Genomic DNA, 25,772 nt, shown 5'->3' with positions numbered 1-25,772 from the left:
GACTTTGCAACTGGGGCTTCGCAAGAAGGACGGGCATTTGTTCAAGGTACTTGAACATGGCGGGGAGATCGCGACGGGCGAGGGGCGCGGTTACGCTGCCGCACTTTCGCACGCGCAAGTCGTTCCGGCTTCCGCCACGCCTGGATCTCCTGCCCCAGCCGCACCGACGACACCGGCCAAGCAGCGCCTGTCGCATCGGATAGAGGGCTGGAAACGCGATATCGAACACTGGTGCGATCGCGTCGAGATCGCGCCGGACCTTGCCTGTGACATCGGCAGCCGTCGCTGGCTGCGCGGCATGGCGACCATGCTGGGCCTGTCCGTGGCGGCCTTCGCCTTCTGGCCCGATTTCGCGATGGTGGAGGCGGCGACCACGCCGCTGGCCGCGCGCGAGCGGGACGAATTCCGCAGCCAGACGATCACCCCGCTGGGGCTGGGGGCCGACGCCGGGCGCCACATGGGCGCCAGCCCGCTGGTCCGGCCGCTGGGCAGCGTGCCCGAGCGGCCGAGCGTGGAACTGGTGGCGACGTTGGGGCAGGGCGACAGCTTCGCGCGTATGTTGGAACGCGTCGGCGTGGGCGACGATGACGCCACGCGGATCGGCGCGCTGGTCGGGCAGGCGGTTCCGCTCGACCAGATCGAGCCGGGAACCCAGTTCGACGTCACTCTCGGCGCTCGTCCGGCACCGGGGGCGCCAAGGGCGCTGAGCGCGATGAACTTCCGCGCGCGATTCGACATGGATCTGTCGATCCAGCGTGGCGGCAGCGGGCTTTCGCTGGTGCGCCATCCGATTCACGTCGACGAGACGCCGCTGCGCATTCGCGGCACCGTCGGGTCCAGTCTCTATCGTTCCGCCCGCAATGCCGGCGCGCCGATCGCGGCGATCCAGGCCTATCTTCAGGCCATCGACAAATACGTCAGCCTTGAAAGCGATATTCGCGCCAACGACGCGTTCGATATCGTCGTCAGCTACAAGCGATCGGCCAAGGGCGAGCGGCAGGTCGGCAACCTGCTCTATGCGGGCCTCGAACATGAGGGCAAACCGCGCGTCCAGCTGCTGCGCTGGGGGCAGGATGGCGAGATGGTCGCCGCCGGTGGCCTGTCGGAATCGACCAGCACGGCCGCCGGGATGCCGGTGGCCGGACACATGACCTCTCCCTACGGAATGCGGCGCCATCCGATTTTGGGCTATGTGCGTATGCACGCCGGCATCGATTTCGGCGCGGCCTACGGCTCGCCGATCTACGCGGTGGCCGATGGCGTGGTGAGCTTCTCCGGCCGGCACGGCGGCCACGGCAACTACGTACGGATCGAACACGGCGGCGGGCTGGGCACCGGTTATGGCCACATGAGCCGCATCGCGGTTTCCGCCGGCAGCCGCGTCCGCGCCGGGCAGGTGATCGGCTATGTCGGCTCCTCCGGCCTCTCGACCGGGCCGCATCTCCATTTCGAGGCCTATCGCGGCGGGCAGACGATCAACCCGGCCGGCCTGCGCTTCGTTTCGGCACCGCGGATCGACGGCAAGGAAAAGAACGCCTTCGATGCGCGGATGAAGGCCCTGCTCACCGTGCAGCCGGGCGAGGCGCTGGGCTCGGTCGCGCCGGCGATGGCCAAGCCGATGGGGGCGGCGCGCGAGATCGACCGGCTGGAGCCGAACACGCTCTGAATCTTCGGCGATAATTTGCGGGTATGCGCACCGCGCAAGCGGTCTTGCGGCCTTGGACAGTCCGCCACATTGAACCGCCAGTCCTTTTCCGGCAATCACTCCGGCCATGACCGGAACCTATCCCCACACCCGCCTGCGCCGCGCGCGCGCCACGGCCTGGAGCCGCGCCATGTACCGCGAGACGGTGCTGACCCCCGCCGATCTGATCTGGCCGGTCTTCGTGACCGAGGGAGAGGGCGTGGAGCAGCCGATTCCCTCGCTGCCGGGCGTCTCGCGCTGGTCGGTGGACCTTCTGGTGGAGCGTGCGAAGGAAGCGGCCGATCTGGGCATCCCCTGTCTTGCCCTGTTCCCCGATACCCAACCCGAACGCCGCAGCGACGACGGCGCCGAAGCGCTCAATCCCGACAACCTGATGTGCCGTGCCCTCCGCGCCATTCGCGCGGAACTGGGCGACCGCATCGGCCTGCTGACCGACGTGGCGCTCGATCCCTATACCAACCATGGTCAGGACGGCCTGTTGGGGCCGGACGGCTATGTCCTCAATGACGAGACGATCGAGGTGCTGGTCGGCCAGTCGCTGAATCAGGCCCGCGCCGGGGCGGACATCATCGCCCCGTCGGACATGATGGACGGCCGCATCGGCGCGATCCGCGATGCGCTGGAGGACGAGGGCTTCGTCAACGTCCAGATCATGAGCTATGCCGCCAAGTATGCCTCGGCCTTCTACGGCCCGTTCCGCGATGCGGTGAACACGCGCGGGCTGCTGAAGGGCGACAAGAAGACCTACCAGATGGACCCCGCCAACAGCGAGGAAGCGCTGCGCGAGGTCGAGATGGATCTGGCCGAGGGTGCGGACAGCGTCATGGTCAAGCCGGGCCTGCCCTATCTCGATATCGTGCGCCGGGTGAAGGAAACCTTCGAGGTTCCCGTCTTCGCCTATCAGGTCTCTGGCGAATACGCGATGATCGAGGCGGCAGTGGCGGCCGGCGCGGCGGACCGCGATGCGATGGTGCTGGAAACGCTGTTGGCCTTCAAGCGCGCGGGTTGCTCGGGCGTGCTGACGTACCACGCCGTCCACGCCGCGCGCCTGTTGCAGAAGTGACGTCATGACGGACTTCAGACTGGAAACCGACCGACTGGTACTGCGCAATTGGCAGCTCGGCGACATGGCGCGTTTTGCCGAAGTGACCAACAATCCGGACGTCATGCGTTGGCTGGGCGGGGTGATGGACGCGGAGCGGCTGGCCCAGTCCGAAGCCCGCATGATCGGCTTTCACGAGAGCTACGGCCACACCTTTTGGATCGTCGAGCGCAAGGCCGACGGCGGCGATCTTTCCGGCGAGATGCTGGGCTTTTGCGGTCTCAAGAAAATCGACGCGCCGGGGGCCTCGTTCCCCGGCGAGTTCGAGATCGGCTGGCGCATGCGCAGCGATGCCCATGGCAAGGGCTATGCGAAGGAAGCGGCGATCGCCTCGCTCGACGCCGGGTTCGGCGTGTTCGGCGCGGCGGAGATCTTCGCGATCACCGTGATCGAGAACGAGGCAAGCTGGGGCCTGATGCGCCGGCTGGGCATGCGCCGGCGCGAGGAACTCGATTACGACGATCCGCGTTTCGAGCCTCCGCTGCGGCACACGATCGTCTATTCGATCGCCCGCGACGATTGGGCTGGGCAGCTGGACTGATAGCGCGGGGAGAGACAATGAATCGCACCGACGTGACCGTGGCCGCCTTCAACGGCAAGGCGCCGCGCATCCATTCCAGCGCCTTCATTGCGCCGGGTTGCCGCATCATCGGCGATGTCGAGATCGGGCCGGATGCCAGCATCTGGTACAACTGCGTGATCCGCGCCGATGTGAACCGGGTGGTGATCGGCGCGCGGACCAATGTGCAGGATGGCTCGGTGATTCACTGCGACAGTCCCAAACCCTCCCGCCCCGAAGGCTATCCCACGCTGATCGGTGAGGATGTGCTGATCGGGCATATGGCGATGGTCCATGGCTGCACGCTGGAGGATCGCGCTTTCGTGGGACTTGGCGCCATCGTCATGGACGGCAGCTATATCGAATCCGACGGGATGCTGGCCGCCGGCGCGCAACTGACCGGCAAGCGCATCGGCGCGCGGCAGCTGTGGATGGGGCGCCCGGCCAAGTATCTGCGCGATCTGGATGACGCGACGATGGCCGGCAATCAGGCGGGCGTGCAGGCCTATGTCGAACGCGGCCGCCAGCATGCCGAAGCGCTTGGTTTTATTCCCTGATGGCCAAGCCGAAGCTGGCGCTTCCATCCGCAGAAGCGGTGCGGGCACTGATCGATTCCGAACAGCGATTGGCCGTGCGCGTGACTCCCGGCGCCAAAGTGGAAGCATTGGAGATCGTCGAGGGCCGGCTTCAGGTGAAAGTCCGCGCCAAGCCCGAAGACGGCAAGGCGAACGAAGCGGTGCGCGCGATTCTGGCGGCGGCGCTGGAACTGGCGCCATCGCGCATCGCCTTGTTGCGCGGCGCAACTTCGCGAGAGAAGCAGTTCTCTATCGCGCTGTAGTCATTGCGCTGTAATCCGGGCGATGCGGTAACCGGCGAAGGTCACCGCCAGACCGCAGGCCACGGCCAGCAGCAAGCAGGCCGGTCCGTAGGCAAGGAACAGCATCGCCCCGAATGAGGCGCCGAAGGCGAGCGCCAGCCACAAGCCGATGAACGAAGTGAGCCCCGGTTCGCGCCGTCCGGTGACGAGCCCGCCAAGCCCCTGGCCGATCCGCACCAGCGCGCCGGTCAGATAAGTCAGCGCGACCGGCGCTTCGCCCTGACGCAGCGCGGTGTTGAGTGCGCCCATCGCCAGCACCAGCATGGCCATCATCGCCGCCGAATGCCCGGCGAGCGCAAGGATGGAGCCGATGGCGAGCAAGGCGGTTACCAGCCCCAGCACGGCAGGCTTGCGCCATACGCCGGTGCTTTCGGCAACGATATGGCCCAGCGCCACACCCAGAACGAAACCAAGGATCAGCAGTGCCGGCGTCGCCGCGCGGGGCGTATCGGCGATCAATTCTGTCGCCAGCCGGGTGGTATTGCCCGACATGAACGAGACGAAATAGCGGTCGGCAGACAGGAACCCTACCGCATCGACGTATCCGGCGAGACCGGCAAGGGCGGTGGCCAGCAAGCGGCGGGGACGATCGAGCCGGTTCACATCGCGACGATAGCGAGCGGATTCCGCTTTAGCGACCCATTCCGCGGGCCATGCGGGCCAGCACGTCGGTCATGGCCTGCGCGATATTGGCGGGCTGCGGCGCGACATCGGCGATGGCGCGAGTCATCGCATCGGCCCATTGCGCGGCGGTCTGGCGGTCGATGGGAAAGTGCTTGTGCAGGCTCATCATGCATTTGCCGGGATTGGCCTCAAACCAGTCGCGCGGGCCGCCGGCCCAACCGGCCAGGAAGCGCGGCAGGCTTTTTCGCATCGGTTCCAGGTCATCCGCATGCATGGCGCGCAGTTCGGCATAGGCCGGGTCCTGCTCCATCAGATCATAGAAGCGGTTGGCGATGGCTTCGAACACGGGAGCGCCGCCGATCTGGTCATGCGGGGATTGGGCGGTTTCGGTGGTCACGGGGCTAATCTCTCCGGCACGCAGGTGGTCATGCTGACGGGATAATCGATCGGTTCCACGTGGAACTTGATCCCGATCAATCGCGAACCAAGGCGCGCAAGGTTTCGATGCGATCGGCCTCATGCGCCGGCTTGTCGGCGCGGATGCGGTGGATGCGGGGGAAGCGCATGGCAAGGCCGGACTTGTGGCGCTTGCTGAGGTGGACCGAATCGAAAGCGACTTCCAGCACCAGCGACTTGTCGGTTTCGCGCACCGGGCCGAAGCGATTCACCGTGTGGCTCCGCACATGGCGGTCCAGCCATTTCAGTTCCTCGTCGGTGAATCCGAAGTACGCCTTGCCCACGGGCAGCAGTTCGGCGCCCCCGTTCGTCAGGTCATCGGGATCGCCGTCCCAGCAGCCGAAGGTGTAGTCCGAATAGAACGAGGATCGCTTGCCGCTGCCGCGCTGGGCATACATCAGCACGCAGTCGATCAGCAGCGGATCGCGCTTCCATTTGTACCAAAGGCCGGTCTTACGCCCGGCGACATAAGGGCTGTCGCGCCGCTTGAGCATGACTCCCTCGATCGCATCCTCGCGCGCCTTCTCCCGGATCTCGGCGAGTTCGGCGAAATCGGCGGCGGGAATCACCATGCTGAGGTCGAAATGCTCGGGATCGAGTCGGGCGATCAGCGCTTCCAGCCGGGCGCGGCGTTCGCTCCAGGGCAGGGCGCGCAGGTCCTCGCCCTCCAGAATCAGCACATCGTAAAGGCGCACGAAGGCCGGGTATTCGGCCAGCATTTTCTTCGAGACGGTCTTGCGGCCAAGGCGCTGCTGCAGGGCGTTGAAGCTGGCGGCGCCGCCTTCCTCACGCCCCTGATGCGATCCGCGCACCAGCAATTCGCCATCCAGCACGGCATCGACATGCAGCGCTTCGGCGATCTCCGGAAAGCTGCCCGAGATATCGTCACCCGATCGCGAATAGACGCGTGTCTCGCCTTTCACCCGCACCACCTGCACGCGGATGCCGTCCCACTTCCATTCGGCGGCATAGTCGGAAAGATTGAGTTCGGCCGCCTCCAGCGGATGCGCCAGCATGAAGGGGCGGAACAGCGGCAGGTCTTCGGAAGAAGGCGCCTCGGCTCCGCGCGCGGCCCAGTCGAACAAGGCGAGATAGGGCGGTTGCTGGCCGTGCCAGTGCTCCTCCACATCTTCCACCGCCACGTCGAAGGCCTGTCCGAAGGCGGTCTTGGCCAGCCGGGCGGAAATGCCGATGCGCATGGCGCCGGTCGCCAGCTTGAGCAGGGCATAGCGTTCCTCGGCATCGAGCCGGTCGAGCAGGCGCGGCAGTTCGGTCATGACATTGGCGCGAGTCATGTGGGACAGCGCATCGACTGCCTCGCTGACCGTTGGCGGGTCTTCGGCGATAGCGGGGCCGGGCCAGAGCAGGCTGGCGGTTTCCGCCGTATCGCCCACGTAATCGCGGCTGAGCGACCAGAGCACCGGATCGACGCGCTCGGTCATCAGGTTGCGTATCGTCGAACTTTTCACGGCTGGAAAGTCGAGCCCATCGGTCAGCGCCGCCAGCGCCCAGCCGCGATCGGGATCGGGCGTGTCCCGCAGATAGTCCGCCAGCAGCTTCAGCTTCGCATTGCGGCTGCGCGTATAGACCAGCGCGTCGAGCAGGGCGGCAAAGCGCTTCATGGGATAGCGCGGTCCAATTGACCTGATGAATCAAATCGACCTGACGAATCAAAACCTCGTCGTCCCCGCGAAGGCGGGGACCCCGCTTTTCTTACGGCGTGGGAAAGAGGAAGCGGGGCCCCCGCCTTCGCGGGGGCGACGATGGTTGCGCGCGGGGACATTTTGCGCACCTCAATCGTCCTCGTCTTCATAGCCGACCAGCGCCAGCGCTCGCGCCCTGCGCTGATTCAGCTCGCACCAGCGCAGCATCGCATCCTCGCGGCCGTGGGTGATCCAGGTCTCGCCGGGATTCACTTCGGAGATGGTCTGCGTGAGTTCGTCCCAATCGGCGTGGTCGGAGATGATCAGCGGCAGTTCCACCATCCGCTGTCGTGCCCGCTGCCGCACGCCCATCCAGCCGGAGGCCATGGCGGTGATCGGATCGGGCAGGCGGCGACTCCAGCGGTCGTTTAGCGCGGAGGGCGGGGCGATCACGATCCGCCCGGCAAGCTCTGGCGTCTTGACGTCACTCACCAGCCGCAAGTCGCCCAGATCGACGCCGAACCGTTCGTAAAGCCGGCACATGGCCTCCATCGCGCCGTGCAGATAGATCGGCTCCCGATGTCCCGCGCGGCGCAGTTCGGCAATCAGGCGCTGCGCCTTGCCAAGCGCATAGGCACCCACCAGAACGCAGCGTTCGGGATTGGCGGACAGCGCCGAAAGCAGCTTGGCAATCTCGTACTCAACGGGGGGATGGCGGAACACGGGGAGCGCGAAAGTCGCCTCGGTCACCAGCACATCGCAGGGCACGACTTCGAAAGGCAGGCAGGTCGGATCGGGCCGGCGCTTGAAATCGCCGGTGACCACGACGCGCTCACCCGCATGCTCCAGCACGATCTGCGCCGATCCCAGTACGTGCCCGGCCGGAACGAACGTGGCGGAAACGCCGCCTGGCAGGCTTAGCGTCTCGCCATAGGCCACCGGCACCGCGCCTTCGCGGGTGGCGTAGCGCAATTCCATGATCGCCAGAGTCTCGGGCGTGGCCACCGTCTCGCCATGGCCGCCGCGTGCGTGATCGGAATGGCCGTGAGTCACCAGTGCGCGGGGGACCGGATGCGCAGGGTCGATCCAGCAGTCGGCGGGGACGACGTGGATGCCGTGGGGTTCGGGTCTGATCCAGGCGAAATCGTGGGCCATGAAAGGAAAATGGGGCGGAAACCGCGCGGTTCCCACCCCATTTCGTATTGAGTCAGATCAGGTCTGCTCAGTCGTCGGCATTGGCTTCCGGCTGGTTGCCGGGCTTCTTGGCCGTCTTCTTCGCAGGGGCCTTCTTCTTGGCCTTCACCACCTTCGGCGCGGCGGGCGTCAGTTCGAAGCTGAGCGCATCCTCCTTGACCGAGACGTGGACCTCGCCGCCGATGGCAAGCTTGCCGAACAGCAGTTCCTCTGCCAGCGGCTGCTTGACCTTCTCCTGGATGACACGAGCCATTGGCCGCGCCCCGTAGAGCTTGTCGTAACCGCGATGGCCCAGCCATTCGCGCGCGTCCGAATCGAACTGGATGTGGACGTTCTGGTCGGCCAGCTGGAGTTCCAGCTGCAGGATGAACTTGTCCACCACCCGGCTGATCGTTTCCTTGGCCAGATAGGCGAAGGGCACGATGGCATCGAGACGGTTGCGGAACTCGGGGCTGAACATCTGCTTCACCGCCTCGTCGCCGGCATCCGCCTTGGACGTGTCACCGAAACCGATGCCCTGCTTGGCCATGTCCGACGCGCCCGCGTTGGTGGTCATGATCAGGACCACGTTACGGAAGTCCACGGTCTTGCCGTGGTGGTCGGTCAGCTTGCCGTTGTCCATCACCTGCAGGAGGATGTTGAACAGATCCGGGTGCGCCTTTTCGATTTCGTCGAGAAGGAGCACGCAGTGCGGCTGCTGGTCCACAGCATCGGTGAGCAAACCGCCCTGATCGAAGCCGACATAGCCCGGAGGGGCACCGATCAGACGGCTGACCGAGTGACGCTCCATATATTCGGACATGTCGAAGCGCTGGATCGGGATGCCCATGATCTGGGCCAGCTGCTTGGCGACTTCGGTCTTGCCGACGCCGGTGGGGCCGGAGAACAGGAACGAGCCGATCGGCTTGTCCGGATCGCGCAGGCCCGCGCGGCTGAGCTTCATCGCGGTGGAGAGCACCTCGATGGCCTTGTCCTGACCGAAGACCACGCGCTTCAGATCGCGTTCGAGATTCTCGAGCGCCTTCTTGTCGTCCGAGCTGACCGACTTGGGCGGGATACGCGCCATCGTCGCGATCACCTGCTCGATCTCGCGCGCGGTGATCGTCTTCTTGCGGCGGCTGGGGGGCACCAGCATCTGCATCGCGCCCACTTCGTCGATCACGTCGATCGCCTTGTCGGGCAGCTTGCGGTCATTGATGTAGCGCGCCGAAAGCTCGACCGCGGTCTTGATCGCGTCCGGCGTGTACTTGACCTTGTGGTGTTCCTCGAAGGCGGTGCGTAGGCCCCGCAGGATCTTGATCGTGTCTTCCACGGTGGGTTCGTTCACGTCGATCTTCTGGAACCGGCGCAGCAGGGCACGGTCCTTCTCGAAGTGGTTGCGGAACTCCTTGTAGGTGGTCGAACCGATGCAGCGGATCGTGCCGCCCGATAGTGCGGGCTTGAGCAGGTTCGAGGCATCCATCGCGCCGCCGCTGGTGGCGCCGGCACCGATCACCGTGTGGATCTCGTCGATGAACAGGATCGCGTGCGGCATCTTCTCCAGTTCGGAGACGACCTGCTTCAGGCGTTCCTCGAAATCGCCGCGATAACGCGTGCCGGCCAGCAGGCTGCCCATGTCGAGCGAATAGATCACCGCTTCGGCCAGAACCTCGGGCACTTCGCCTTCGACGATCTTGCGGGCGAGACCTTCGGCGATGGCGGTCTTGCCGACGCCGGGATCGCCCACATAGAGCGGGTTGTTCTTCGAACGGCGGCAGAGGATCTGGATCGTGCGGTCCACTTCGGGGCCGCGGCCGATCAGCGGATCCACTTTGCCCAGCAGCGCCTTCTCATTGAGATTGACGGTGAACTGGTCGAGCGCGGAATCCTTCTTGTTGGCGCTCTTGGTCTCGGCCTTTTCCTCGGGCGTGGGGGCTTGTTCCTCGCTGCCCTTGGGGCTGCGCTCGTCCACCCGCTTGCCACCCTTGCCGATGCCGTGGCTGATGTAGCTGACGGCGTCGAGGCGGCTCATGTCCTGCTGCTGCAGGAAATAGACGGCGTAGGAATCACGCTCGGAGAACAGGGCGACCAGCACGTTGGCGCCGGTCACGGTGTCCTTGCCCGAGGACTGGACGTGCAGGATCGCGCGCTGGATCACGCGCTGGAAGCCGGCGGTGGGGGCGGGATCGCCCTTTTCCTCGGTCTTCAGCGACTGGTATTCCTGGTCGAGATACTGGCGCACCACGTCACCGAGGTCGCCAAGATCCACGCCACATGCCTGCATGACCTGTGCCGCGTCCGGATCGTCGATCAGGGCGAGCAGCAGGTGCTCTAGCGTGGCGTACTCGTGGCTGCGCTCCGAAGCGTGCGAGAGCGCTGCATGTAAGGTCTTTTCTAGGCTTTGCGCGAAGCTGGGCATCTAGGAAACTTTCATGTGGGAGTGGGACTCTCCTTGAGGGGGAGCTTTGGAGGAAATCGGGTTTCGAGATTCATATAGGCACGTTCAGGACGGTTGCGAGGTGCCTTCCGCAAGATCGGTTGCAACCTCACCCCGGTCATGACGTGGGCCCCGGGTTTCGGGGCTTGAACAGGGCATCCGCAGCCAGCATGTGGGCCTGCGAAGCGCGGCGATGCGCGCGGATGCGTTCGATTTCGGCTTCCAGAAGAACGACGCGTGCGTCGAGTTCATCCAACGAATAGCGCTCCAGGCTTTCGCTGGCGAGAAGGCTGGCGGCTCCGAGTTCTACCTCGGGCGACCGCCGCCGCGGTCGATCGTCGTCGTCCATTGCAATGCAGCATCGGACGGTAGATGCTTGCTGTCAATGGCCTGAAATTATGTTCCCAACCATAGTGGGTCTGTGGCAACAGGACGCCTATGTTAGTTAACCAAGTTAAACAGATGACCGCGATCGGCTTTGAAGCGCCGGGTGGTCCTGATGTTCTGAAGCCCGTTACGCAGCCGATTCCGGAGCCGGGACCGGGCGAAGTGCTGGTCAAGGTGGCATTCGCCGGGGTTAACCGTCCCGATGTGGTGCAGCGTCAGGGGAAGTACCCGCCGCCGCCCGGCGCATCGCCGATTCCCGGGCTGGAAATTTCCGGCCGGGTCGCCGCGCTGGGGCAGGGCGTGACCGAATTCCTACCGGGCCAGCCGATCTGCGCGCTGGTCAGCGGCGGGGGCTATGCCGAATACTGTCTGGCCAAGGCCGCGCACTGCCTGCCGGTGCCCGAGGGGCTGGGGCTGGACGAGGCGGCGGCGCTGCCGGAAACGCTGTTCACCGTCTGGCACAATGTGTTCGAGCGTGGCTACGCCCGCGATGGCGAGACGATGCTGGTCCACGGCGGCACCAGCGGCATTGGCACGATGGCGGCGATGCTGGGCAGGCATTTCGGCCTGACGGTGATCGTCACGTGCGGCTCGGCTGAAAAGTGCGCGCGGGCGCTGGAGATCGGCGCGGCCCATGCCATCGACTACAAGGCCAGCGATTTCGTGGAGGAAGTGGCCCGGATCACCGAAGGCAAGGGCGTCGATATCGTGCTGGACATGGTCGGCGGCGATTATGTGGCGCGTAACCTCAAGTGCATGGCGCCCGACGGCCGGCACGTGACGATTGCCGTGCAAGGCGGGGTGAAGGCGGAGGTCAACATGGCCGTGGTCATGACCCGTCGCTACACGCTTACCGGATCGACGCTGCGGCCGCGTTCGGATGCCTTCAAGGGGCTGCTGGCGCAGGAGATCCTCGCCAATGCCTGGCCCTTGGTGGAGGACGGCGAACTGCGCCCGGTGATGGATGCGCGTTTCCCGCTGGCAGAGGCGGCCGCCGCCCATGCGCGGATGGAAGCGGGCGATCATGTCGGCAAGATCGTGCTGGAGATCTGAAGCGGTATTCGAGGAAAGGAGAGTTTCTGAAAATGCGTGGCGGCGCATTTTCATGAGGCATTTGCGTAAATCCTGACTCCCCGGTTCGGATGGTTTTGCCAAGTCGTTTCAAATTCACGTGCGATCGAATTGCCAAAATCAAGGCTTGTGCTTGCCGAATCCGCAAAGTTTGCCTAAATCAGGCCCGAACGGCCGCTCCGCAAAGGGGCGGCCCTTATTGTTTCCGCCGGAGATAGAGACATGAGCCAGCCCACTCCGCTGATGCCGCACGCGACCGCCTCGTGGCTGGTCGACACTACCGCGCTGACGTTCGAGCAGATTGCAGAGTTCTGCGGTCTGCACATGCTCGAAGTGCAGGCGATGGCCGACGATCTGGCATCCAGCAAGTATACCGGACGCGATCCCGTGCGTTCGGGCGAACTGACGATGGAAGAGATCGAGAAGGGTCAGGCAAACCCGGAGTACAAGCTCCGCATGCACAAGATCCCGATCACCTCCAACCGCACCAAGGGCCCGCGCTACACGCCGGTCTCGAAGCGTCAGGACAAGCCGGACGGCATCGCCTGGATCCTGCGCAATCACCCCGAGGTTTCGGACGCGCAGATCGGCAAGCTGATCGGTACGACCCGCAATACCATCGCCGCGATCCGCGACCGTTCGCACTGGAACATCGCCAACATCACGCCGAAGGACCCGGTCACGCTGGGTCTCTGCTCGCAGCGTGAGCTGGACTTCATCGTCTTCAAGGCCGCCAAGAAGGCAGGCATCGAAGACGACGGCCAGAACGATGAGCGCCTGGTCGACGATCGCGAAGCGCTGATCGAAGAACTGCGTGCCGAGCGTGAAGCCGCTTCGCGCGCCGCTTCGGAAGCCGCGCAGGAAGCCGAAGTCGCCGCATGGCTCCAGGCCAAGCGCGCTGCCGAGGCGGCGGGAGAACAGGGCGAGTAATCCTCACCCCGTCTCTGCAGACGAATACAAAAAGCCCCGCGACGAAGCATCGTCGCGGGGCTTTTTGTTTGTGCGGAACGTGTGTCCGAAATTACTCGGCCGGTTCCAGCGTGCTCTCGTCGGTAAGCTGGGCGATCGCCGGCGGGGTTTGGCCGCCGTTCGGATTCAGGCGGCCTTCAAGGCGGGCGCCCTGCTCGATGGTGAGCGCGTCATAGGCCACGTCGCCCTCGATCCGCGCGGTGCGCAGGATCACGACTTCGCGGGCAGAGATCGTGCCACGCACCGTCCCGGCGATGCGCACGGATTCGGCAGTGATGCCGCCGGCAATCTCGCTGGCGTCACCCTGGATAAGCGATTTGCAGGCGATGTCCCCGGTTACGCGGCCTTCGACGTGAAGGTCGACGGAGGCTTCGATGTTGCCGGTGATGGCAGTGTCCGCGCCAAGCACCGAAAAGCTCGTGGAGCCGGTGCGGGCGGTAGCGGTCGAAAAAGTCTTGGCCATGGCGTTATCGGGCTTCTTGCTGAACATTATGGGCGGCCTCGAGGAATGTGCGCGGATTCATGGGCCGGTTGTTGATGCGCACCTCGAAATGGAGATGCGGGCCAGTCGACCGGCCGGTCGAGCCCATTGCGGCGATACGGGTTCCGCCGTCGACGAGTTGGCCGGGGCGGACGTTGAAGCCGGAGAGATGGCCGTAACGGGTCATCAATCCGTTGCCGTGGCTGATCTCCACGCAGTTGCCGTAGCCCTGGCGCTGACCGACGAAAGTCACGCGGCCCTTGGCGGCGGCATAGATCGGGGAGCCCATCGGGCCGGGGAAATCGAGCCCGGCGTGGAACGCGGCGCCACCGGTGAAGGGGTCGGCGCGATAACCGAAGCTGGAAGAGACGTAAGCGACGTGGGCGGGCTGGACCTGCGGGATCGACGCCAGGCCGTTCTCCAGCGCGTCCATGCGGGCAAGGCTCTGGCCCAGACGCTGGAAGCGCGGATCGATCGAGCCGTCGGCGGCAGTTGCCAGCTTTTCCAGCGGACCACCTTCGCCGCCGCGCGCATTGGCCATGGCGTTGGGGTTGAGGCCCAGCTTGCGGATGGTGTCGGCCGTGGCGGCCGCGCGGCGATCCGCATAGCGGGTCAGGCGTTCGACGAAGGCCAGCTGCTGCGCCTCGATACCGGCCAGCTTGCCCGCTTCAGGAACCGCCAGGCTGACCTTTTTCACCGTTTCGGCGGTTTCGGCCGAACTGTCGGTGACGGTTTCGTCAGCCTTCTGGTCCTCCGGAAGCTCGCCGATATGCGCTTCGACCATGGTTTCGATGAATTTCTGGCGGCGGGCCAGATCGTCCACGGTGCCGTCAAGATTGTTGCGATACTGCTGCACGCGGCTTTCGGCGGTGGCGACTTTGGCTTCGCGCAGGCGCAGCAAGGCATGCTCGCTGGTGGAGCTGAGCTGCGACACGGCGACAGCGCCCATCGATACGCACCATGCGCCCAGCAGCGCGGCGCAAGTGCCGGCAGCCACTTTCTGCATTCGCGACGAAATGCGGATGAAGCGGACTTGCCCCTGCGAGCGCATGATGAACTCGCGTTCAGGAAAGGCCGCCTGGAGACGCGATTTAAGCGCCCCGGCAGATATGAACTTCAAAACGACCCCGCTTAGAATTCTTATTTCCTAACCCCGGCGGCCGGGTAGCAGGGGAGGGGGGCAAAGGCGAATCGACTCGCCCCGATTGGTTGCAAAAACGGGACGAGTCGGACCATCATTGCGATGAACCGAGGCAACGGTTGCGCATTTGCGACGAACCGTTGGCCGGAAAATGGCGCGATTCGCGCGTTCAACCGGCTGAATTCATACGAAAGTTTGGACGAATCCGGCCATCCGGTCAAGAATGACGGCAAAGCAACAGTTGCATGACTTGCATCGAGAAGGAGACTTGCGTTCGTTTCGCCTGATCGGTGACAGCATCGCGCAACAATGCTAGGCGGCGGCTATGACCGAGCAGACTATTCTTGCCCCCGAGGCGGCTGTCGAGACGCCCGAGGCGCTTGTGGCCCGACTTGCGAAGGCCGGCCGTGCCGCCCAGCGCGAACTGGCGAAGATGAGCGATGCGCAAAAGGCCGAAGCCTTGCGCGCCGCCGCTGCCGAACTGCGCAAGGCGGAGCCAGAGATTCTCGCGGCCAATGCACAGGACATCGCGGCAGGCGAGGCCAAGGGGCTCAGCGGCGCTCTGCTCGACCGTCTGCGGCTGGATTCCGACCGGCTGGCCGGAATCGCCGATGCGGTGGAGCAAGTGGCGGGTCTGCCCGATCCGGTTGGCGAAGTGATTTCGACGAGCGAACGGCCCAATGGCCTGCAGCTTTCGCGCGTGCGCATTCCGATCGGGCTGATCGGCATCATCTACGAAAGCCGCCCCAATGTGACCGCCGATGCGGCGGCGCTCTGCCTGCGCTCGGGCAATGCGGCATTGCTGCGCGGCGGCAGCGAGGCGCTGCATTCCAATCGTGCAATCATGGCGGCGATGGTCGCGGGGCTTGCCCAGGCCGGCGTGCCCGAAGCGGCGATCCAGCTGATGCCGACGCAGGATCGCGCGGCAGTGGGGGCGATGCTGACCGCGGCCGGCCTGATCGACATGATCGTGCCGCGCGGCGGCAAGAGCCTTGTGGCGCGGGTTCAGGCCGATGCGCGGGTGCCCGTGCTCGCCCATCTCGACGGCATCTGCCACACGTATATCCATGCCGCTGCCGATCCGGATATGGCGGTGCGTCTTGCCGTCAATGCCAAGATGCGCCGCACCGGCATTTGCGGATCGATGGAGACGCTGCTGCTCGATACGCAGTTCGCCGCCTCGGGTGAAATCGTCCGCGCCTTGCTCGATACCGGCTGCGAACTGCGCGGCGATGCCCGTGCGCAAGCGCTCGATCCGCGCATCCTGCCTGCGACTGCAGAGGATTGGGATACCGAGTATCTCGATGCGGTACTGTCCGTGGCGGTGGTGGACGGGCTCGATGCCGCGCTCGACCACATCGCTGCGCATTCGTCGCACCATACCGACGTGATCGTCAGCGAGGATCCGGCGGCGGTCGAACGGTTCCTGAGCGAAGTCGACAGCGCCATCGTCATGGTCAATGCCTCCAGCCAGTTCGCCGATGGCGGCGAATTCGGGCTGGGTGCGGAAATCGGCATCGCCACCGGGCGCCTGCATGCGCGCGGTCCGGTCGCGCTGGAAGGGCTGACCACTTACAAGTGGCTGGTGCGCGGGACCGGGCAGGCCCGGCCCTGACAAGCTCGTCCCTGGCGAATCTTTCCATGCGACATGTCGGCGGACGCAAAGGCCCGGTCACCGGGCTGCTGGGCGGCAGCTTCAACCCGGCCCATGGCGGCCATCGGCGCATCACCCTGTTTGCGATCGATGCGCTGGGGCTGGATGAAGCCTGGTGGCTGGTGTCCCCGGGCAACCCGCTCAAGCCCAAAGCGGGCATGGCGCCGCTGGCCGCGCGGGTGGATTCGGCGAAACGGCAGGCGCGGCGTGCGCGAATCCGGGTGACCGCGATCGAGCGCGAACTGGGCACGCGTTATACCGTGGAGACGCTGCGCGCGCTGGTTCGGCGCTATCCGCGAAGGCGCTTCGTGTGGTTGATGGGGGCCGATAATCTGGCCCAATTCCACCGCTGGAAAGACTGGCGCGACATCGCGCGACTCATGCCGATTGCGGTAATTGCCCGTCCGGGGTATGATGGCGATGCCTTCGCGAGCCCCGCGATGGCCTGGCTGGGGAGATTCCGGAGGTCCCAGTCCAGTCTTCGCAGTCCGGAAAGGTGGAGCGCACCTGCGCTGGTGACATTGCGATTCGACCCCGATGCGCGGTCGGCCACGGCAATCCGCCAGGCCGATCCGGAGTGGGCCCGGAAGTCGATGGATCGACTTTCGCGTGCAGACTCCATTCGAGATGGTGTCACGTACCACCGCATCCCCGGACATGCAGCGTGAGCGGGCAATCGCCTTTCTCTCGCACGTCCGCATATCAAAAAGTGAGATTGCAACGGGCAGGGTGTTCCGCACCCGGCCTGATGCGATCGTGAGAAAGGAGCAGTAACCCTCTAGATGCCACAGGCACAGATACAGCCGGATCAAACCGGCGCCACGCCCCCGGCCATGGTCGAGTCTGACGACCCGCAATTGGCCCTCGTCCTGCAAAGCCTCGACGACGATCAGGCGCAGGACATTGTCACCATCGACCTCGAAGGCAAATCGAGCATCGCCGAATACATGGTGATCGCGTCGGGCCGTTCGACCCGCCAGGTGGCGGCGATGGCACAGAAACTTGGCGAACGACTGAAACAGGGCGGTTTCGGCCACGCGCGCGTCGAAGGTCTGCCGGCGGCCGACTGGGTGCTGGTTGATGCCGGCGGCGTAGTCGTCCACCTCTTCCGCCCGGAAGTGCGCAGCTTCTACAACCTCGAGCGTATGTGGGGCTTCGACGGTCCCTCGGGCGCTGCCTGAGGTCGATAGAACGCTGAAGGGATGACCCGGCCGCGACGGTGGCCGGGATTCTGAACCGGCAATGGCGCGCCTGCTCCGCGCCACCGGGGCCCGCGCGCTTCGGAGCCTGCAACTCCTGAGGGCTTGCGCACCCGGCACCGGGGGGCGATGAGGAGAGATGCTTCTCCACATCATCGCCCGTGGCAAGATCGCCCGCTCGCCAGAGGCTGAGCTGCTCGATCGCTATGCCAAGCGCCTGACCTGGCCTTTCAAACATACCGAACTGCCGGATCTGGGCGGCAAAGTGCCGCCGCCCGTGCAGACTCCCTATCGTGAAGTGCTGCTGGACGAACGCGGCAAGCTGATGAGTTCGGAGGAATTCGCCGAACTGCTCGGCCGCTGGCGCGACGAAGGCGTGCGCGAATGCCGCTTCCTTATCGGTGCGGCAGACGGGCATGGGGACGAGGCGCGCGCGAATGCCGATCACTTGCTCTGTTTTGGCCGCATGACCTGGCCGCACCTGATGGTGCGCGCGATGCTGGCTGAGCAGCTCTGGCGCGCCACCGCGATTCTGGCGGGGCATCCCTATCACCGGTCGGGATAAAGGCGGCGCTGGTCGGTTGTGTCAAAAAACCAGTGCCGGTCGGCCCCAACCACGAGATTTCAAAAACAAACCTCGTCGTCCCCGCGCAGGCGGGGACCCCGCTCCCTTTCCGCCGCCTATCGAAAAAGCGGGGCCCCCGCCTTCGCGAGGGCGACGGAGTGATTTCGGGCTTTTGTGCGTCCACCGCATCCAATCCGGCCATCGTGCTTCCCTCTGGCCACGATCCCATCCGACGCGCATAACCCATGCCGATGCCAGCGATTTCCGGTCCCGGCCTTTGGGCGCTTTGCACTTCCGCCGCTGCGATGACGGCGATCGTTGGGCTGCGCTATCTCGGTACGTCGGGCCTGTTCGCGTGGATCACCGCGCGGGTTCGGCCGGGGCTCTATAGCGGGCTGGACAGGCAGATTCGGGCGGAGATCGGCTGGTCGCTGGCCTCCAGCGCGATCTATGGCATTCCCGCCGGCATCGTCGCATGGGGCTGGCAGGCGCACGGCTGGACGCGGATCTACACGAATCCATCGGCCTACCCGCTCTGGTGGATGCCGCTATCGCTGCTGCTTTACCTGTTCCTGCACGATACCTGGTTCTACTGGACCCACCGCTGGATGCATCGGCCCAAGGTGTTCCGGATCATGCACGGCGTCCACCACGCCAGCCGCCCGCCCACCGCGTGGGCGGCGATGAGCTTTCATCCGCTGGAGGCGGTGACCGGGGCCATTGTGATCCCGGCGCTGGTCTTCGCGGTGCCGATTCACGTCGCCATGCTGGGGCTGGTGCTGACGATCATGACGGTGATGGGAATCGCCAATCACATGGGTTGGGAGATGTTTCCGCGCCGCCTTGTCGAATCGCGGCTGGGCCATTGGCTGATCACCGCCAGCCACCACCATCGCCACCATGAGATCTATCGATGCAACTACGGGCTCTACTTCCGGTTTTGGGATCATCTGTGCGGCACCGATCGCGGCATCTCGCAGCCCTGACCGCCTGCATCGGGCTGCTCTGCGGCGCTTCGGCGCCGCAATCGGTCGTGACGGCAACCGTCACCGGCCTGCGCTCGTCCAAGGGGAATGTACTGGCCTGCCTAACGGCAAACCCCCGCGCCTTTCCCGACTGCAAGGACGACCCGCAAGCGCGCAAGCTGACGGTTCCGGCGGCGGGGCTCAGTCGGCTCGATTTCGGCGCTATGCCGGAAGGGCGCTATGCCATTTCCCTGATTCATGACGAGAACGCCAATGGCCGGCTGGATACCGCGCTGGCGATCCCGCGAGAGGGATACGGCTTTTCGCGCGATGCGCCGGTGCGTTTCGGCCCTCCCAGTTTCGACAAGGCGGCCTTCGTCGTGGGGGCGGATGCAGTGCAACTCGAAATCCGGATGCGATATCTGCTCTAGCCGCCCTTGCTGCACCTCGGCCGCGCGCCTACCCCTGAAGGCGTGACCAAACAGCACGATATCGTCGAGGAACTGGTCGAGGAGGCCGTCGAAGTCGCCACCGCCGGGCTGGTGCAGCCGCCCGCGCATGGGACGTTCTCTCCCTTCCGCTATCCCGTGTTTCGCGCGATCTGGATCGCGAACTTGTTCTCGAACCTCGGTTCGACGCTTCAGAGCGTGGGCGCGGCATGGCTGATGACCGAACTGACGCCGTCGCACCAACTGGTCGCGCTGGTGCAGGCGTCGGCCACCGTGCCGATCATGCTGCTGGGCGTATTCGCCGGCGCGATCGCGGACAATTACGACCGGCGCCAGGTCATGCTGATTTCGCAAGTGGGGATGCTGACCGTCTCAGCCCTACTGGCGGTGCTGACTTACGCGGGGTGGATCACGCCATTCCTGCTGCTGGCCTTCACGCTGGGCGTGGGCACCGGCACCGCACTCAATTCGCCGGCATGGCAGGCCTCCGTGCGCCAACAGGTCGATCCCGATCAACTGCCGCAGGCGATCGCGCTCAATTCGATCTCGTTCAACATCGCGCGTTCGATCGGGCCAGCGCTGGGCGGGCTGTTGATCTCGATCTGGAATCCGGCCTTCGCCTTTGCGATCAACGCGATCAGCTACATCGGCCTGATCGGCGTGCTGCTGTGGTGGAAGCCGGAGCCGCGGGCGATCAACGCGCGCCCGATCCTGCCCGCCGTGGGCGCGGGCATCGCGTTCTGCGCCCGATCGGTGCCGCTGCGGCGTATCCTGATTCGCGGCTTCGCGCTGGGTTTCTGCCTCGCGACGTTCCAGTCGCTGCTGCCGGGGCTGGTGCACGATTCGATTCACGGCGAAGAGGTCGATTACGGGATCATGCTGGGGCTGTTCGGGATCGGATCGATCCTGGCGGCGCCCTCGATCGGGCCGATTCGCCGCAAGCTGGGGCTGGAAGGCATCCTGATGCTGGGATCGGCGCTCTATATCGCGGCTCTGCTGATCGCCGCCGTCGGCCACAGCCTGCCCGCCGTCATGCCTGCCGCCTTCCTGGCCGGCGTCAGCTGGGTTCTGATTCTCACCACCATCAACACCGCCGTGCAGATGCGATCGCCCGACGAAGTGCTGGGGCGCTGCCTGTCGATCTATCAGGCGGTGACGTTCGGCGGCATGGCGATGGGGGCGTGGACCTGGGGCTCGGTGGCGGATTGGAAGGGGATTCCGTTCGCGATGCATGGCGGGGCGGCGGTGCTGTTCGTCTCGTTCCTGGTGCTGCGCTACCTGGCGCCGATGCCACGGCCGGGGGAGGGCGTGTTGCGGCCGCGCTGACCGCGCAGACTGCGTAAAGTCCCGCAGCGCGGCAATTCCTGCCGCGCCTTAAACATTGATTCACCACGACAGCGCACAATCGGCCCCACTGGAAATGGGGTATTCCGACGATGGATACGTTGCGTGGGGAGTTCGCCACCTCGGACGGACTGGACAGCAGCTATGACGTGCCAGAGGCAGATGGCGGGTACGAAACGCGCGCCACAGCCGTGATGGGCGATGAGCGGCGCATGCAAGTGCGCGCCTACAACTTCTGGGCCAGCCTGCTGGGCGATCGCCAGTTCCCGGTAATCGCGGACCTTCGCCCTGACGACTATCCCGATTTCGGCCCCTACAGCGTGCTGCTGGATTTCTCCGCCGGGCTGGACGATCCCAAGATCGCCTGGCTGGGGACGGCGCTTGCCGCCGAATGCGGCACGCAGGGCCAGATCGGGAGCCTGGGCCAAGTGCCCAGCCGTTCGCTGCTGTCGCGCATTACCGACCATTACATGCAGATTCTCGCGAACGAGGCGCCGATCGGCTTCGAGGCCGAATTCGTCAATGTGCGCGGCGCTACCGTGCTCTATCGCGGCATCCTGCTGCCGTTCTCGCATGACGGATCGCGGATCGACTGGATCTACGGCGTGATCAACTGGAAGGAACTGGCCGATCAGGCCAGCACCGATGCGCTGATGCGGCAGGTGGACGATGCGCTGGCCGTGCGCTCGCCTTTGCAGCGCGACCTGCCGCCGCTGGGCGGCTGGGCCGATGGTCCGGTTGAAGTATCGCTGGATTCACCGATCGACGATGCCCTCGCGCTCGACGAGTTCATGGCGCTGGAAACCGATTCGCTGCCGTTCGGCGAATCGCGCTTCGATGAATCGGACATTCTCGAACTCACCGCCGACATGGAACTGGCCGATTGGCTCGCCTCCGCCCGCGAACTGGCGCAGGCGGCGATGGGCTGCGAGGATCGATCCCGTCAGGCACTCTACGCGGCGATCGGCCGGGCCTACGATTTCGTGCTGGCCGCGGCCGAGGCTCCGGCAGAACTTGCCGAACTGCTCGAAGACGCCGGCCTGAAAGTGCAGGAACGCGCGCCGCTGGTGCCGTTGGTGAAGCTGGTTTTCGGCGCCGATTACGACAAGACCCGCCTTACCGAATTTGCCGGGGTGATTGCCCACGCGCAGCGTCTCGGTCTCGACCGTGGCGCTCTGACGCCATTCCTTGCCGCAGAGCCCGGCGGCATCAAGGCCGTGGTCCGCGAAGAGCGCCGCCTGAAGCGCGAAGAGAGCGACAGCGCGCCGGTGGCCGAAACCCGGCGTGACCGCATGAAGCGCGGGCTACGCGGTTTGGCGCCCAAGTCGCTGAGTGAAATGGCCGGCGATGCCGAATTCACCGTGCTCATCGCCCGGCGCGATGAGGACGGCAATGTGGTGCTGCTGGGCGAAGTCAGCGACGACGAATCGCTGCTGGATCGCGCCGCCCGTCATCTGCTTGGCTGAGTGAAAGGACACGCGAAAGGGCGACAACCGCAAGGTTGCCGCCCTTCGTGATTCGCAAGCAGCGTGCTCAATAAGTCGATGGCGGATCGCTGGCCGGGAAGCTTTCATCGATCGCCTCGTCGGTCTTCGACCAGCGTTTCGGCTTGGATTGCATGTTTTCCGGCCCCGCATCACGCACGGGCGGGCACGCTGCGCCATTGCCGGCGGTCGCGGCCAATGGCTCTTCCTGGTCCCGCGTCGCATATTTGTAGAGTGCATAGCCGGCAGCACCGGCAACGGCCAACTTGATCAGTCCCATCGATCCTGCTCCTCTCGGTGGCAGCAACCCCGCCCGGTGGAGCGGGGTGCAATGTTCCACGTGAAGCAACGCAGGACTTCGGGCGCGGTTGCCTAAAGCATTTTCAAATCAGGTGGAATCACCTGATGACTCGGAAAATGCGAAAAACCATAAACTTAGAGCAGTCGATCCAATGCAATTGGATCGGAAACTGCTCTAGTCGCCGCCGACGCGTTCGATCTGCGCGCCGACCAGAGCCAGCTTTTCCTCAAGCCGCTCATACCCGCGATCGAGGTGATAGAGGCGGTGGACCTGCGTCTCGCCCTCGGCGGCAAGGCCGGCGATGACCAGGCTCATCGAGGCGCGCAGGTCGGTTGCCATGACTTCGGCACCGGTCAGCTTCTGCACGCCGTGAACCACGGCGGTGCGGCCCTTGGTCTCGATATGCGCGCCCATGCGGTTGAGTTCGGGGACGTGCATGTAGCGGTTCTCGAAGATCGTCTCGGTCAGCACGCTGGAGCCTTCGGCGCGGCAGAGCAGGGCCATCAGCTGGGCCTGCATGTCGGTCGCGAAACCGGGGTAGGGTGCGGTCGAGATCGTGACCGGCTTGAGCGCGCCGTTGGCCGCGACGTGCAGCCCCTCGGTATTCTGCTCAACATGGACGCCGGCATCGCGCAGGGCCTGCACGGTGGCTTCCATATCCTCGATCTTGGCACCCTTCAGCGTCACTTCGCCGCCGGTGATGGCGGCTGCGCAAGCGTAAGAGCCGGCTTCGATACGATCGGGCATCACCATGTAGGTGGCGCCGTGCAGGCGCGGCACGCCGTGGATGGTGATGTCAGAGGTGCCGATGCCCTCGATCTGTGCGCCCATGGCGACCAGCAGGTTGCAAAGGTCGACGATCTCCGGCTCACGCGCAGCGTTGTGCAGCGTGGAGGTGCCGGTGCAGAGCACCGCGGCCATCAGCGCGTTCTCGGTCGCGCCGACCGAGACCACCGGGAAGGAATAGCGGCCGCCGGGCAGGCCGCCGTCGGGCGCGACGGCGCGGACGTAGCCGGCAGCCATCTCGATCTGCGCGCCGAGCGCCTCAAGCGCCTTCAGGTGCAGGTCGATCGGGCGGTTGCCGATGGCGCAGCCGCCGGGCAGCGACACTGTCGCCTCGCCCATGCGCGCCAGCATCGGGCCGAGAACGAGGATCGAGGCGCGCATCTTGCGGACCAGATCGTAGGGCGCGACCGAGCTGGTGATGCGCGTGGCCTGCAGCGTCATCACGCGGCCGAAATCTTCCGGACGGCTGCCGGCGATCATCGTCGAGATGCCGAACTGATTCATCAGATGCTGGAACCCGTCGATATCCGCCAGACGCGGCAAATTGCGCAGCGTCAGCGGCTCTTCGGTGAGCATCGCGCAAGGCAGCAGCGTCAACGCCGCGTTCTTTGCGCCGGAAACGGGAATGGTGCCGGAAAGGCGCTTGCCGCCTTCGATGATGATCTTGTCCATTGCCCGCTCTTTAACGGGATTTGGCCGCGCAGCAAGCACGGCTCGGAGAAAGACGGATGGACTGTTGCGCTGCACCTGCGAAGCGGCTTTAACAGCACTGTAACTAAATGGAGTCAGACCATTAACTATGTCTGCGCCTCAGTTCAAAAAACCCGTCCGCAAAGCCGTGTTTCCCGTTGCCGGGCTCGGAACCCGCTTCCTTCCCGCCACCAAGGCGATTCCCAAGGAGCTGCTGCCGGTCGTTGACCGCCCGCTGATCCAGTATGCCGTCGATGAGGCGCGCGAGGCGGGGATCGAGGAATTCGTCTTCGTCACCGGGCGCGGCAAGACCGCGATCGTCGAGCATTTCGACACCGCCTACGAACTGGAAGCGACGATGTCCGCGCGGGGCAAGTCGCTCGACGCGCTGGACCCCACGCGAATCCAGCCGGGCAATCTGGTGACCGTGCGCCAACAGGTGCCGCTGGGCCTTGGTCATGCGGTCTGGTGTGCGCGCGCGGTGATCGGTGACGAGCCTTTCGCGATCTTCCTGCCGGATGAGCTGATGTACGGTTCGCCCGGCTGCATGGCGCAGATGGTGGAGGCCTATAACGAAGTGGGCGGCAATCTCGTCTCGGTGCTGGAAGTGCCGCGCGAGGAAGTGTCCAGCTACGGCGTGATCGCCCCGGGCGAAAGCAATGGCGCGCTGACCGAGGTGAAGGGCCTGGTCGAAAAGCCGAAGGTGGAGGATGCGCCCTCCAACAAGATCGTCTCTGGCCGCTACATCCTCCAGCCGGAAGTGATGGATCTGCTCGCCAACCAGGGCAAGGGCGCCGGCGGAGAGATTCAGCTGACCGATTCGATGGCGAAGCTGATCGGCGTCCAGCCGTTCCATGCCGTCACGTTTGCCGGTCGGCGCTTCGACTGCGGTTCCAAAGTGGGCTTCGTGGAAGCGACGCTCGCCATCGCGCTCGACCGTCCCGACATGGGCGACGAAGTGCGCAAGATTGCGGCCAAGCTGCTGGGCTGAAGGTAAAGGGCGCCCCGATGAGGGGCGCCTTTACTGGCGAACCGGGTCCGTCAATCGCGACATGATCGCCGCGACATAGGCCTGCGTTTCGCGGATATTGGGCACGCCGCCAGCCCGAGTCACGCGGCCCGGCCCTGCATTGTAGGCGGCCAGTGCCTTCTCAATATCGCCGCCGAAGGCATCGAGCTGCATCCGCAGATACCGGGCGCCGCCTTCCAGGTTGGCCATCGGATCGCCGGGATTCACGCCCATCTGCGCGGCAGTGCCGGGCATCAACTGGGCAAGGCCGCGCGCGCCCACGGGTGAGACGGCCAGTTCGTTCCACCGGCTTTCCTGCCACACCACCGCTTCCAGCAGGCTGGGGCTGATGTCGTACTTGGCGGCCAGTTCGGCCACGCGGATGCGCCAGCGCGTCGGCCCTGCCGCGTCTAGCGCGTCGGTGATCGATTGCGGTGCCAGCGTATCCGCGCCCACTTCGGCGGGCGGGATGCCATCGTCAGGCGCATTGAGTGCGGCGGGATCGACCGCCTGATGGGCAGATCCACCGGCAACCCAGCGATAGTCGCCGTTGCCGATTTCCAGCACGTCGGCATGGGCAGCGCCGGGCATGACAGCCAGCGCCAGCAGCGCGGCGGCAATGGCCCGATTCATGTGATTCGCTTCCCTCACCATGTCTGCCGTTTACAGCGTGGCGCCCGCGACGTCACCTGCGGGAGATC

The 25,772-nt window shown here is 65.1% G+C and carries 27 protein-coding genes; 16 read left to right on the top strand and 11 right to left on the bottom strand.

The genetic code is table 11. The features are described 5' to 3' along the window. The first annotated feature begins 37 nt into the window (after window positions 1-37). The 5 genes from ACZ1JC_RS11145 (at window position 38) to ACZ1JC_RS11125 (ending at window position 4,204) form a co-directional block, all read left to right on the top strand. Complete coding sequence (locus ACZ1JC_RS11145; RefSeq protein WP_465136801.1) at window positions 38-1,666, top strand: M23 family metallopeptidase; 1,629 nt, start codon at window positions 38-40, stop codon at window positions 1,664-1,666. Window positions 1,667-1,772: 106 nt separating this feature from the next. Next, on the top strand, window positions 1,773-2,768 hold the full coding sequence (gene hemB, locus ACZ1JC_RS11140; protein ID WP_465136802.1) for a porphobilinogen synthase: 996 nt from the start codon (window positions 1,773-1,775) through the stop codon (window positions 2,766-2,768). A gap of 4 nt (window positions 2,769-2,772) precedes the next feature. Further along, on the top strand, window positions 2,773-3,348 hold the full coding sequence (locus ACZ1JC_RS11135) for a GNAT family N-acetyltransferase (RefSeq protein ID WP_465136803.1): 576 nt from the start codon (window positions 2,773-2,775) through the stop codon (window positions 3,346-3,348). A gap of 17 nt (window positions 3,349-3,365) precedes the next feature. Then, window positions 3,366-3,923 (top strand): gamma carbonic anhydrase family protein, encoded by a 558-nt coding sequence (locus ACZ1JC_RS11130; RefSeq protein WP_465136804.1) that lies wholly within the window; start codon window positions 3,366-3,368, stop codon window positions 3,921-3,923. Then, the gene (locus ACZ1JC_RS11125; RefSeq protein ID WP_465136805.1) at window positions 3,923-4,204 is read left to right on the top strand and encodes a DUF167 domain-containing protein; all 282 of its coding nucleotides are present in this window, start codon (window positions 3,923-3,925) and stop codon (window positions 4,202-4,204) included. Before ACZ1JC_RS11130 ends, ACZ1JC_RS11125 begins: the two co-directional genes overlap by 1 nt. Here the strand turns inward: ACZ1JC_RS11125 and ACZ1JC_RS11120 are convergent, their stop codons facing one another. The 6 genes from ACZ1JC_RS11120 to ACZ1JC_RS11095 all read right to left on the bottom strand — a co-directional run bounded on the left by ACZ1JC_RS11120 (window position 4,205) and on the right by ACZ1JC_RS11095 (window position 10,925). Further along, on the bottom strand, window positions 4,205-4,846 hold the full coding sequence (locus ACZ1JC_RS11120; RefSeq protein WP_465136806.1) for a YoaK family protein: 642 nt from the start codon (window positions 4,844-4,846) through the stop codon (window positions 4,205-4,207). A gap of 28 nt (window positions 4,847-4,874) precedes the next feature. Further along, window positions 4,875-5,273 (bottom strand): group II truncated hemoglobin, encoded by a 399-nt coding sequence (locus tag ACZ1JC_RS11115; protein WP_465138622.1) that lies wholly within the window; start codon window positions 5,271-5,273, stop codon window positions 4,875-4,877. 67 nt (window positions 5,274-5,340) lie between these two features. Further along, window positions 5,341-6,945 carry a cisplatin damage response ATP-dependent DNA ligase gene (locus ACZ1JC_RS11110; RefSeq protein WP_465136807.1) on the bottom strand — a complete coding sequence of 535 codons (1,605 nt, stop codon included), beginning with the start codon at window positions 6,943-6,945 and terminating at the stop codon, window positions 5,341-5,343. A 171-nt stretch (window positions 6,946-7,116) separates the two neighbouring features. Further along, the gene (locus tag ACZ1JC_RS11105; protein ID WP_465136808.1) at window positions 7,117-8,121 is read right to left on the bottom strand and encodes a ligase-associated DNA damage response exonuclease; all 1,005 of its coding nucleotides are present in this window, start codon (window positions 8,119-8,121) and stop codon (window positions 7,117-7,119) included. Between the two features lie 67 nt (window positions 8,122-8,188). After that, entirely contained in the window at window positions 8,189-10,558 is a 2,370-nt protein-coding gene (clpA, locus tag ACZ1JC_RS11100; RefSeq protein WP_465136809.1) for an ATP-dependent Clp protease ATP-binding subunit ClpA, read from the bottom strand. Between the two features lie 136 nt (window positions 10,559-10,694). Continuing rightward, the gene (locus tag ACZ1JC_RS11095) at window positions 10,695-10,925 is read right to left on the bottom strand and encodes a DUF1192 domain-containing protein (protein WP_465136810.1); all 231 of its coding nucleotides are present in this window, start codon (window positions 10,923-10,925) and stop codon (window positions 10,695-10,697) included. 113 nt (window positions 10,926-11,038) lie between these two features. Between ACZ1JC_RS11095 and ACZ1JC_RS11090 the strand changes: the two genes are divergently transcribed. Together ACZ1JC_RS11090 and ACZ1JC_RS11085 are read left to right on the top strand one after the other, a co-directional pair. Further along, entirely contained in the window at window positions 11,039-12,016 is a 978-nt protein-coding gene (locus tag ACZ1JC_RS11090) for an NAD(P)H-quinone oxidoreductase (RefSeq protein ID WP_465136811.1), read from the top strand. Window positions 12,017-12,256: 240 nt separating this feature from the next. Then, window positions 12,257-12,964, top strand: coding sequence for a DUF1013 domain-containing protein (locus ACZ1JC_RS11085; RefSeq protein WP_465136812.1), 708 nt, complete (start codon window positions 12,257-12,259; stop codon window positions 12,962-12,964). Window positions 12,965-13,055: 91 nt separating this feature from the next. Here ACZ1JC_RS11085 and ACZ1JC_RS11080 read toward each other — a convergent pair whose 3' ends face one another. Continuing rightward, window positions 13,056-13,466: a bactofilin family protein gene (locus ACZ1JC_RS11080; RefSeq protein WP_465136813.1), complete on the bottom strand. Its 411-nt coding sequence runs from the start codon at window positions 13,464-13,466 to the stop codon at window positions 13,056-13,058. Between the two features lie 4 nt (window positions 13,467-13,470). Continuing rightward, window positions 13,471-14,604, bottom strand: a complete 1,134-nt coding sequence (locus tag ACZ1JC_RS11075) for a M23 family metallopeptidase (protein ID WP_465148408.1) — start codon at window positions 14,602-14,604, stop codon at window positions 13,471-13,473. Between the two features lie 346 nt (window positions 14,605-14,950). Here ACZ1JC_RS11075 and ACZ1JC_RS11070 point away from each other — a divergent pair, with 346 nt between their 5' ends. From ACZ1JC_RS11070 to ACZ1JC_RS11035, 8 genes are all read left to right on the top strand, one after another. After that, entirely contained in the window at window positions 14,951-16,240 is a 1,290-nt protein-coding gene (locus ACZ1JC_RS11070; RefSeq protein WP_465136815.1) for a glutamate-5-semialdehyde dehydrogenase, read from the top strand. After that, complete coding sequence (locus tag ACZ1JC_RS11065; RefSeq protein ID WP_465136816.1) at window positions 16,204-16,947, top strand: nicotinate-nucleotide adenylyltransferase; 744 nt, start codon at window positions 16,204-16,206, stop codon at window positions 16,945-16,947. Before ACZ1JC_RS11070 ends, ACZ1JC_RS11065 begins: the two co-directional genes overlap by 37 nt. Before the next feature lie 165 nt (window positions 16,948-17,112). Beyond that, window positions 17,113-17,460, top strand: coding sequence for a ribosome silencing factor (gene rsfS / locus ACZ1JC_RS11060; protein ID WP_395334211.1), 348 nt, complete (start codon window positions 17,113-17,115; stop codon window positions 17,458-17,460). A 157-nt stretch (window positions 17,461-17,617) separates the two neighbouring features. Beyond that, window positions 17,618-18,043, top strand: coding sequence for a 23S rRNA (pseudouridine(1915)-N(3))-methyltransferase RlmH (locus ACZ1JC_RS11055; protein ID WP_465136817.1), 426 nt, complete (start codon window positions 17,618-17,620; stop codon window positions 18,041-18,043). Window positions 18,044-18,348: 305 nt separating this feature from the next. Next, window positions 18,349-19,029 (top strand): sterol desaturase family protein, encoded by a 681-nt coding sequence (locus ACZ1JC_RS11050; protein WP_465148409.1) that lies wholly within the window; start codon window positions 18,349-18,351, stop codon window positions 19,027-19,029. Beyond that, on the top strand, window positions 18,996-19,439 hold the full coding sequence (locus tag ACZ1JC_RS11045; RefSeq protein WP_465136818.1) for a DUF2141 domain-containing protein: 444 nt from the start codon (window positions 18,996-18,998) through the stop codon (window positions 19,437-19,439). The genes ACZ1JC_RS11050 and ACZ1JC_RS11045 overlap by 34 nt, the downstream gene beginning before the upstream one ends. Window positions 19,440-19,481: 42 nt before the next feature. After that, window positions 19,482-20,783, top strand: a complete 1,302-nt coding sequence (locus ACZ1JC_RS11040) for an MFS transporter (RefSeq protein WP_465136819.1) — start codon at window positions 19,482-19,484, stop codon at window positions 20,781-20,783. A gap of 110 nt (window positions 20,784-20,893) precedes the next feature. After that, the gene (locus ACZ1JC_RS11035) at window positions 20,894-22,267 is read left to right on the top strand and encodes a PAS domain-containing protein (protein WP_465136820.1); all 1,374 of its coding nucleotides are present in this window, start codon (window positions 20,894-20,896) and stop codon (window positions 22,265-22,267) included. Window positions 22,268-22,334: 67 nt separating this feature from the next. Here ACZ1JC_RS11035 and ACZ1JC_RS11030 read toward each other — a convergent pair whose 3' ends face one another. Continuing rightward, entirely contained in the window at window positions 22,335-22,565 is a 231-nt protein-coding gene (locus ACZ1JC_RS11030) for a hypothetical protein (RefSeq protein WP_465136821.1), read from the bottom strand. A gap of 195 nt (window positions 22,566-22,760) precedes the next feature. Then, the gene (gene murA / locus ACZ1JC_RS11025) at window positions 22,761-24,044 is read right to left on the bottom strand and encodes a UDP-N-acetylglucosamine 1-carboxyvinyltransferase (protein ID WP_465136822.1); all 1,284 of its coding nucleotides are present in this window, start codon (window positions 24,042-24,044) and stop codon (window positions 22,761-22,763) included. 127 nt (window positions 24,045-24,171) lie between these two features. On the opposite strand from murA, the gene ACZ1JC_RS11020 reads away from it, so the two are divergent. Beyond that, on the top strand, window positions 24,172-25,053 hold the full coding sequence (locus tag ACZ1JC_RS11020) for a UTP--glucose-1-phosphate uridylyltransferase (protein ID WP_465136823.1): 882 nt from the start codon (window positions 24,172-24,174) through the stop codon (window positions 25,051-25,053). Between the two features lie 30 nt (window positions 25,054-25,083). Here the strand turns inward: ACZ1JC_RS11020 and ACZ1JC_RS11015 are convergent, their stop codons facing one another. Next, the gene (locus tag ACZ1JC_RS11015) at window positions 25,084-25,704 is read right to left on the bottom strand and encodes a lytic transglycosylase domain-containing protein (protein ID WP_465136824.1); all 621 of its coding nucleotides are present in this window, start codon (window positions 25,702-25,704) and stop codon (window positions 25,084-25,086) included. Window positions 25,705-25,772 lie beyond the last annotated feature (68 nt).

Source organism: Sphingomonas sp. BL-S-28 (assembly GCF_055521515.1).
Note: the sequence above shows the minus strand (reverse complement) of the source record. Positions and strands in the feature narration are given on the sequence as shown.

Excerpts from the sequence above, each read along its gene's own strand:
- hemB (WP_465136802.1), top strand. The coding sequence starts at position 1,773 with ATGACCGGAACCTATCCCCACACCCGCCTGCGCCGCGCGCGCGCCACG.
- ACZ1JC_RS11135 (WP_465136803.1), top strand. The coding sequence starts at position 2,773 with ATGACGGACTTCAGACTGGAAACCGACCGACTGGTACTGCGCAATTGG.
- ACZ1JC_RS11130 (WP_465136804.1), top strand. The coding sequence starts at position 3,366 with ATGAATCGCACCGACGTGACCGTGGCCGCCTTCAACGGCAAGGCGCCG.
- ACZ1JC_RS11125 (WP_465136805.1), top strand. The coding sequence starts at position 3,923 with ATGGCCAAGCCGAAGCTGGCGCTTCCATCCGCAGAAGCGGTGCGGGCA.
- ACZ1JC_RS11110 (WP_465136807.1), bottom strand. The coding sequence starts at position 6,945 with ATGAAGCGCTTTGCCGCCCTGCTCGACGCGCTGGTCTATACGCGCAGC.
- ACZ1JC_RS11105 (WP_465136808.1), bottom strand. The coding sequence starts at position 8,121 with ATGGCCCACGATTTCGCCTGGATCAGACCCGAACCCCACGGCATCCAC.
- clpA (WP_465136809.1), bottom strand. The coding sequence starts at position 10,558 with ATGCCCAGCTTCGCGCAAAGCCTAGAAAAGACCTTACATGCAGCGCTC.
- ACZ1JC_RS11095 (WP_465136810.1), bottom strand. The coding sequence starts at position 10,925 with ATGGACGACGACGATCGACCGCGGCGGCGGTCGCCCGAGGTAGAACTC.
- ACZ1JC_RS11090 (WP_465136811.1), top strand. The coding sequence starts at position 11,039 with ATGACCGCGATCGGCTTTGAAGCGCCGGGTGGTCCTGATGTTCTGAAG.
- ACZ1JC_RS11085 (WP_465136812.1), top strand. The coding sequence starts at position 12,257 with ATGAGCCAGCCCACTCCGCTGATGCCGCACGCGACCGCCTCGTGGCTG.
- ACZ1JC_RS11080 (WP_465136813.1), bottom strand. The coding sequence starts at position 13,466 with ATGGCCAAGACTTTTTCGACCGCTACCGCCCGCACCGGCTCCACGAGC.
- ACZ1JC_RS11070 (WP_465136815.1), top strand. The coding sequence starts at position 14,951 with ATGACCGAGCAGACTATTCTTGCCCCCGAGGCGGCTGTCGAGACGCCC.
- rsfS (WP_395334211.1), top strand. The coding sequence starts at position 17,113 with ATGGTCGAGTCTGACGACCCGCAATTGGCCCTCGTCCTGCAAAGCCTC.
- ACZ1JC_RS11055 (WP_465136817.1), top strand. The coding sequence starts at position 17,618 with ATGCTTCTCCACATCATCGCCCGTGGCAAGATCGCCCGCTCGCCAGAG.
- ACZ1JC_RS11050 (WP_465148409.1), top strand. The coding sequence starts at position 18,349 with ATGACGGCGATCGTTGGGCTGCGCTATCTCGGTACGTCGGGCCTGTTC.
- ACZ1JC_RS11035 (WP_465136820.1), top strand. The coding sequence starts at position 20,894 with ATGGATACGTTGCGTGGGGAGTTCGCCACCTCGGACGGACTGGACAGC.
- ACZ1JC_RS11030 (WP_465136821.1), bottom strand. The coding sequence starts at position 22,565 with ATGGGACTGATCAAGTTGGCCGTTGCCGGTGCTGCCGGCTATGCACTC.
- murA (WP_465136822.1), bottom strand. The coding sequence starts at position 24,044 with ATGGACAAGATCATCATCGAAGGCGGCAAGCGCCTTTCCGGCACCATT.
- ACZ1JC_RS11020 (WP_465136823.1), top strand. The coding sequence starts at position 24,172 with ATGTCTGCGCCTCAGTTCAAAAAACCCGTCCGCAAAGCCGTGTTTCCC.
- ACZ1JC_RS11015 (WP_465136824.1), bottom strand. The coding sequence starts at position 25,704 with ATGAATCGGGCCATTGCCGCCGCGCTGCTGGCGCTGGCTGTCATGCCC.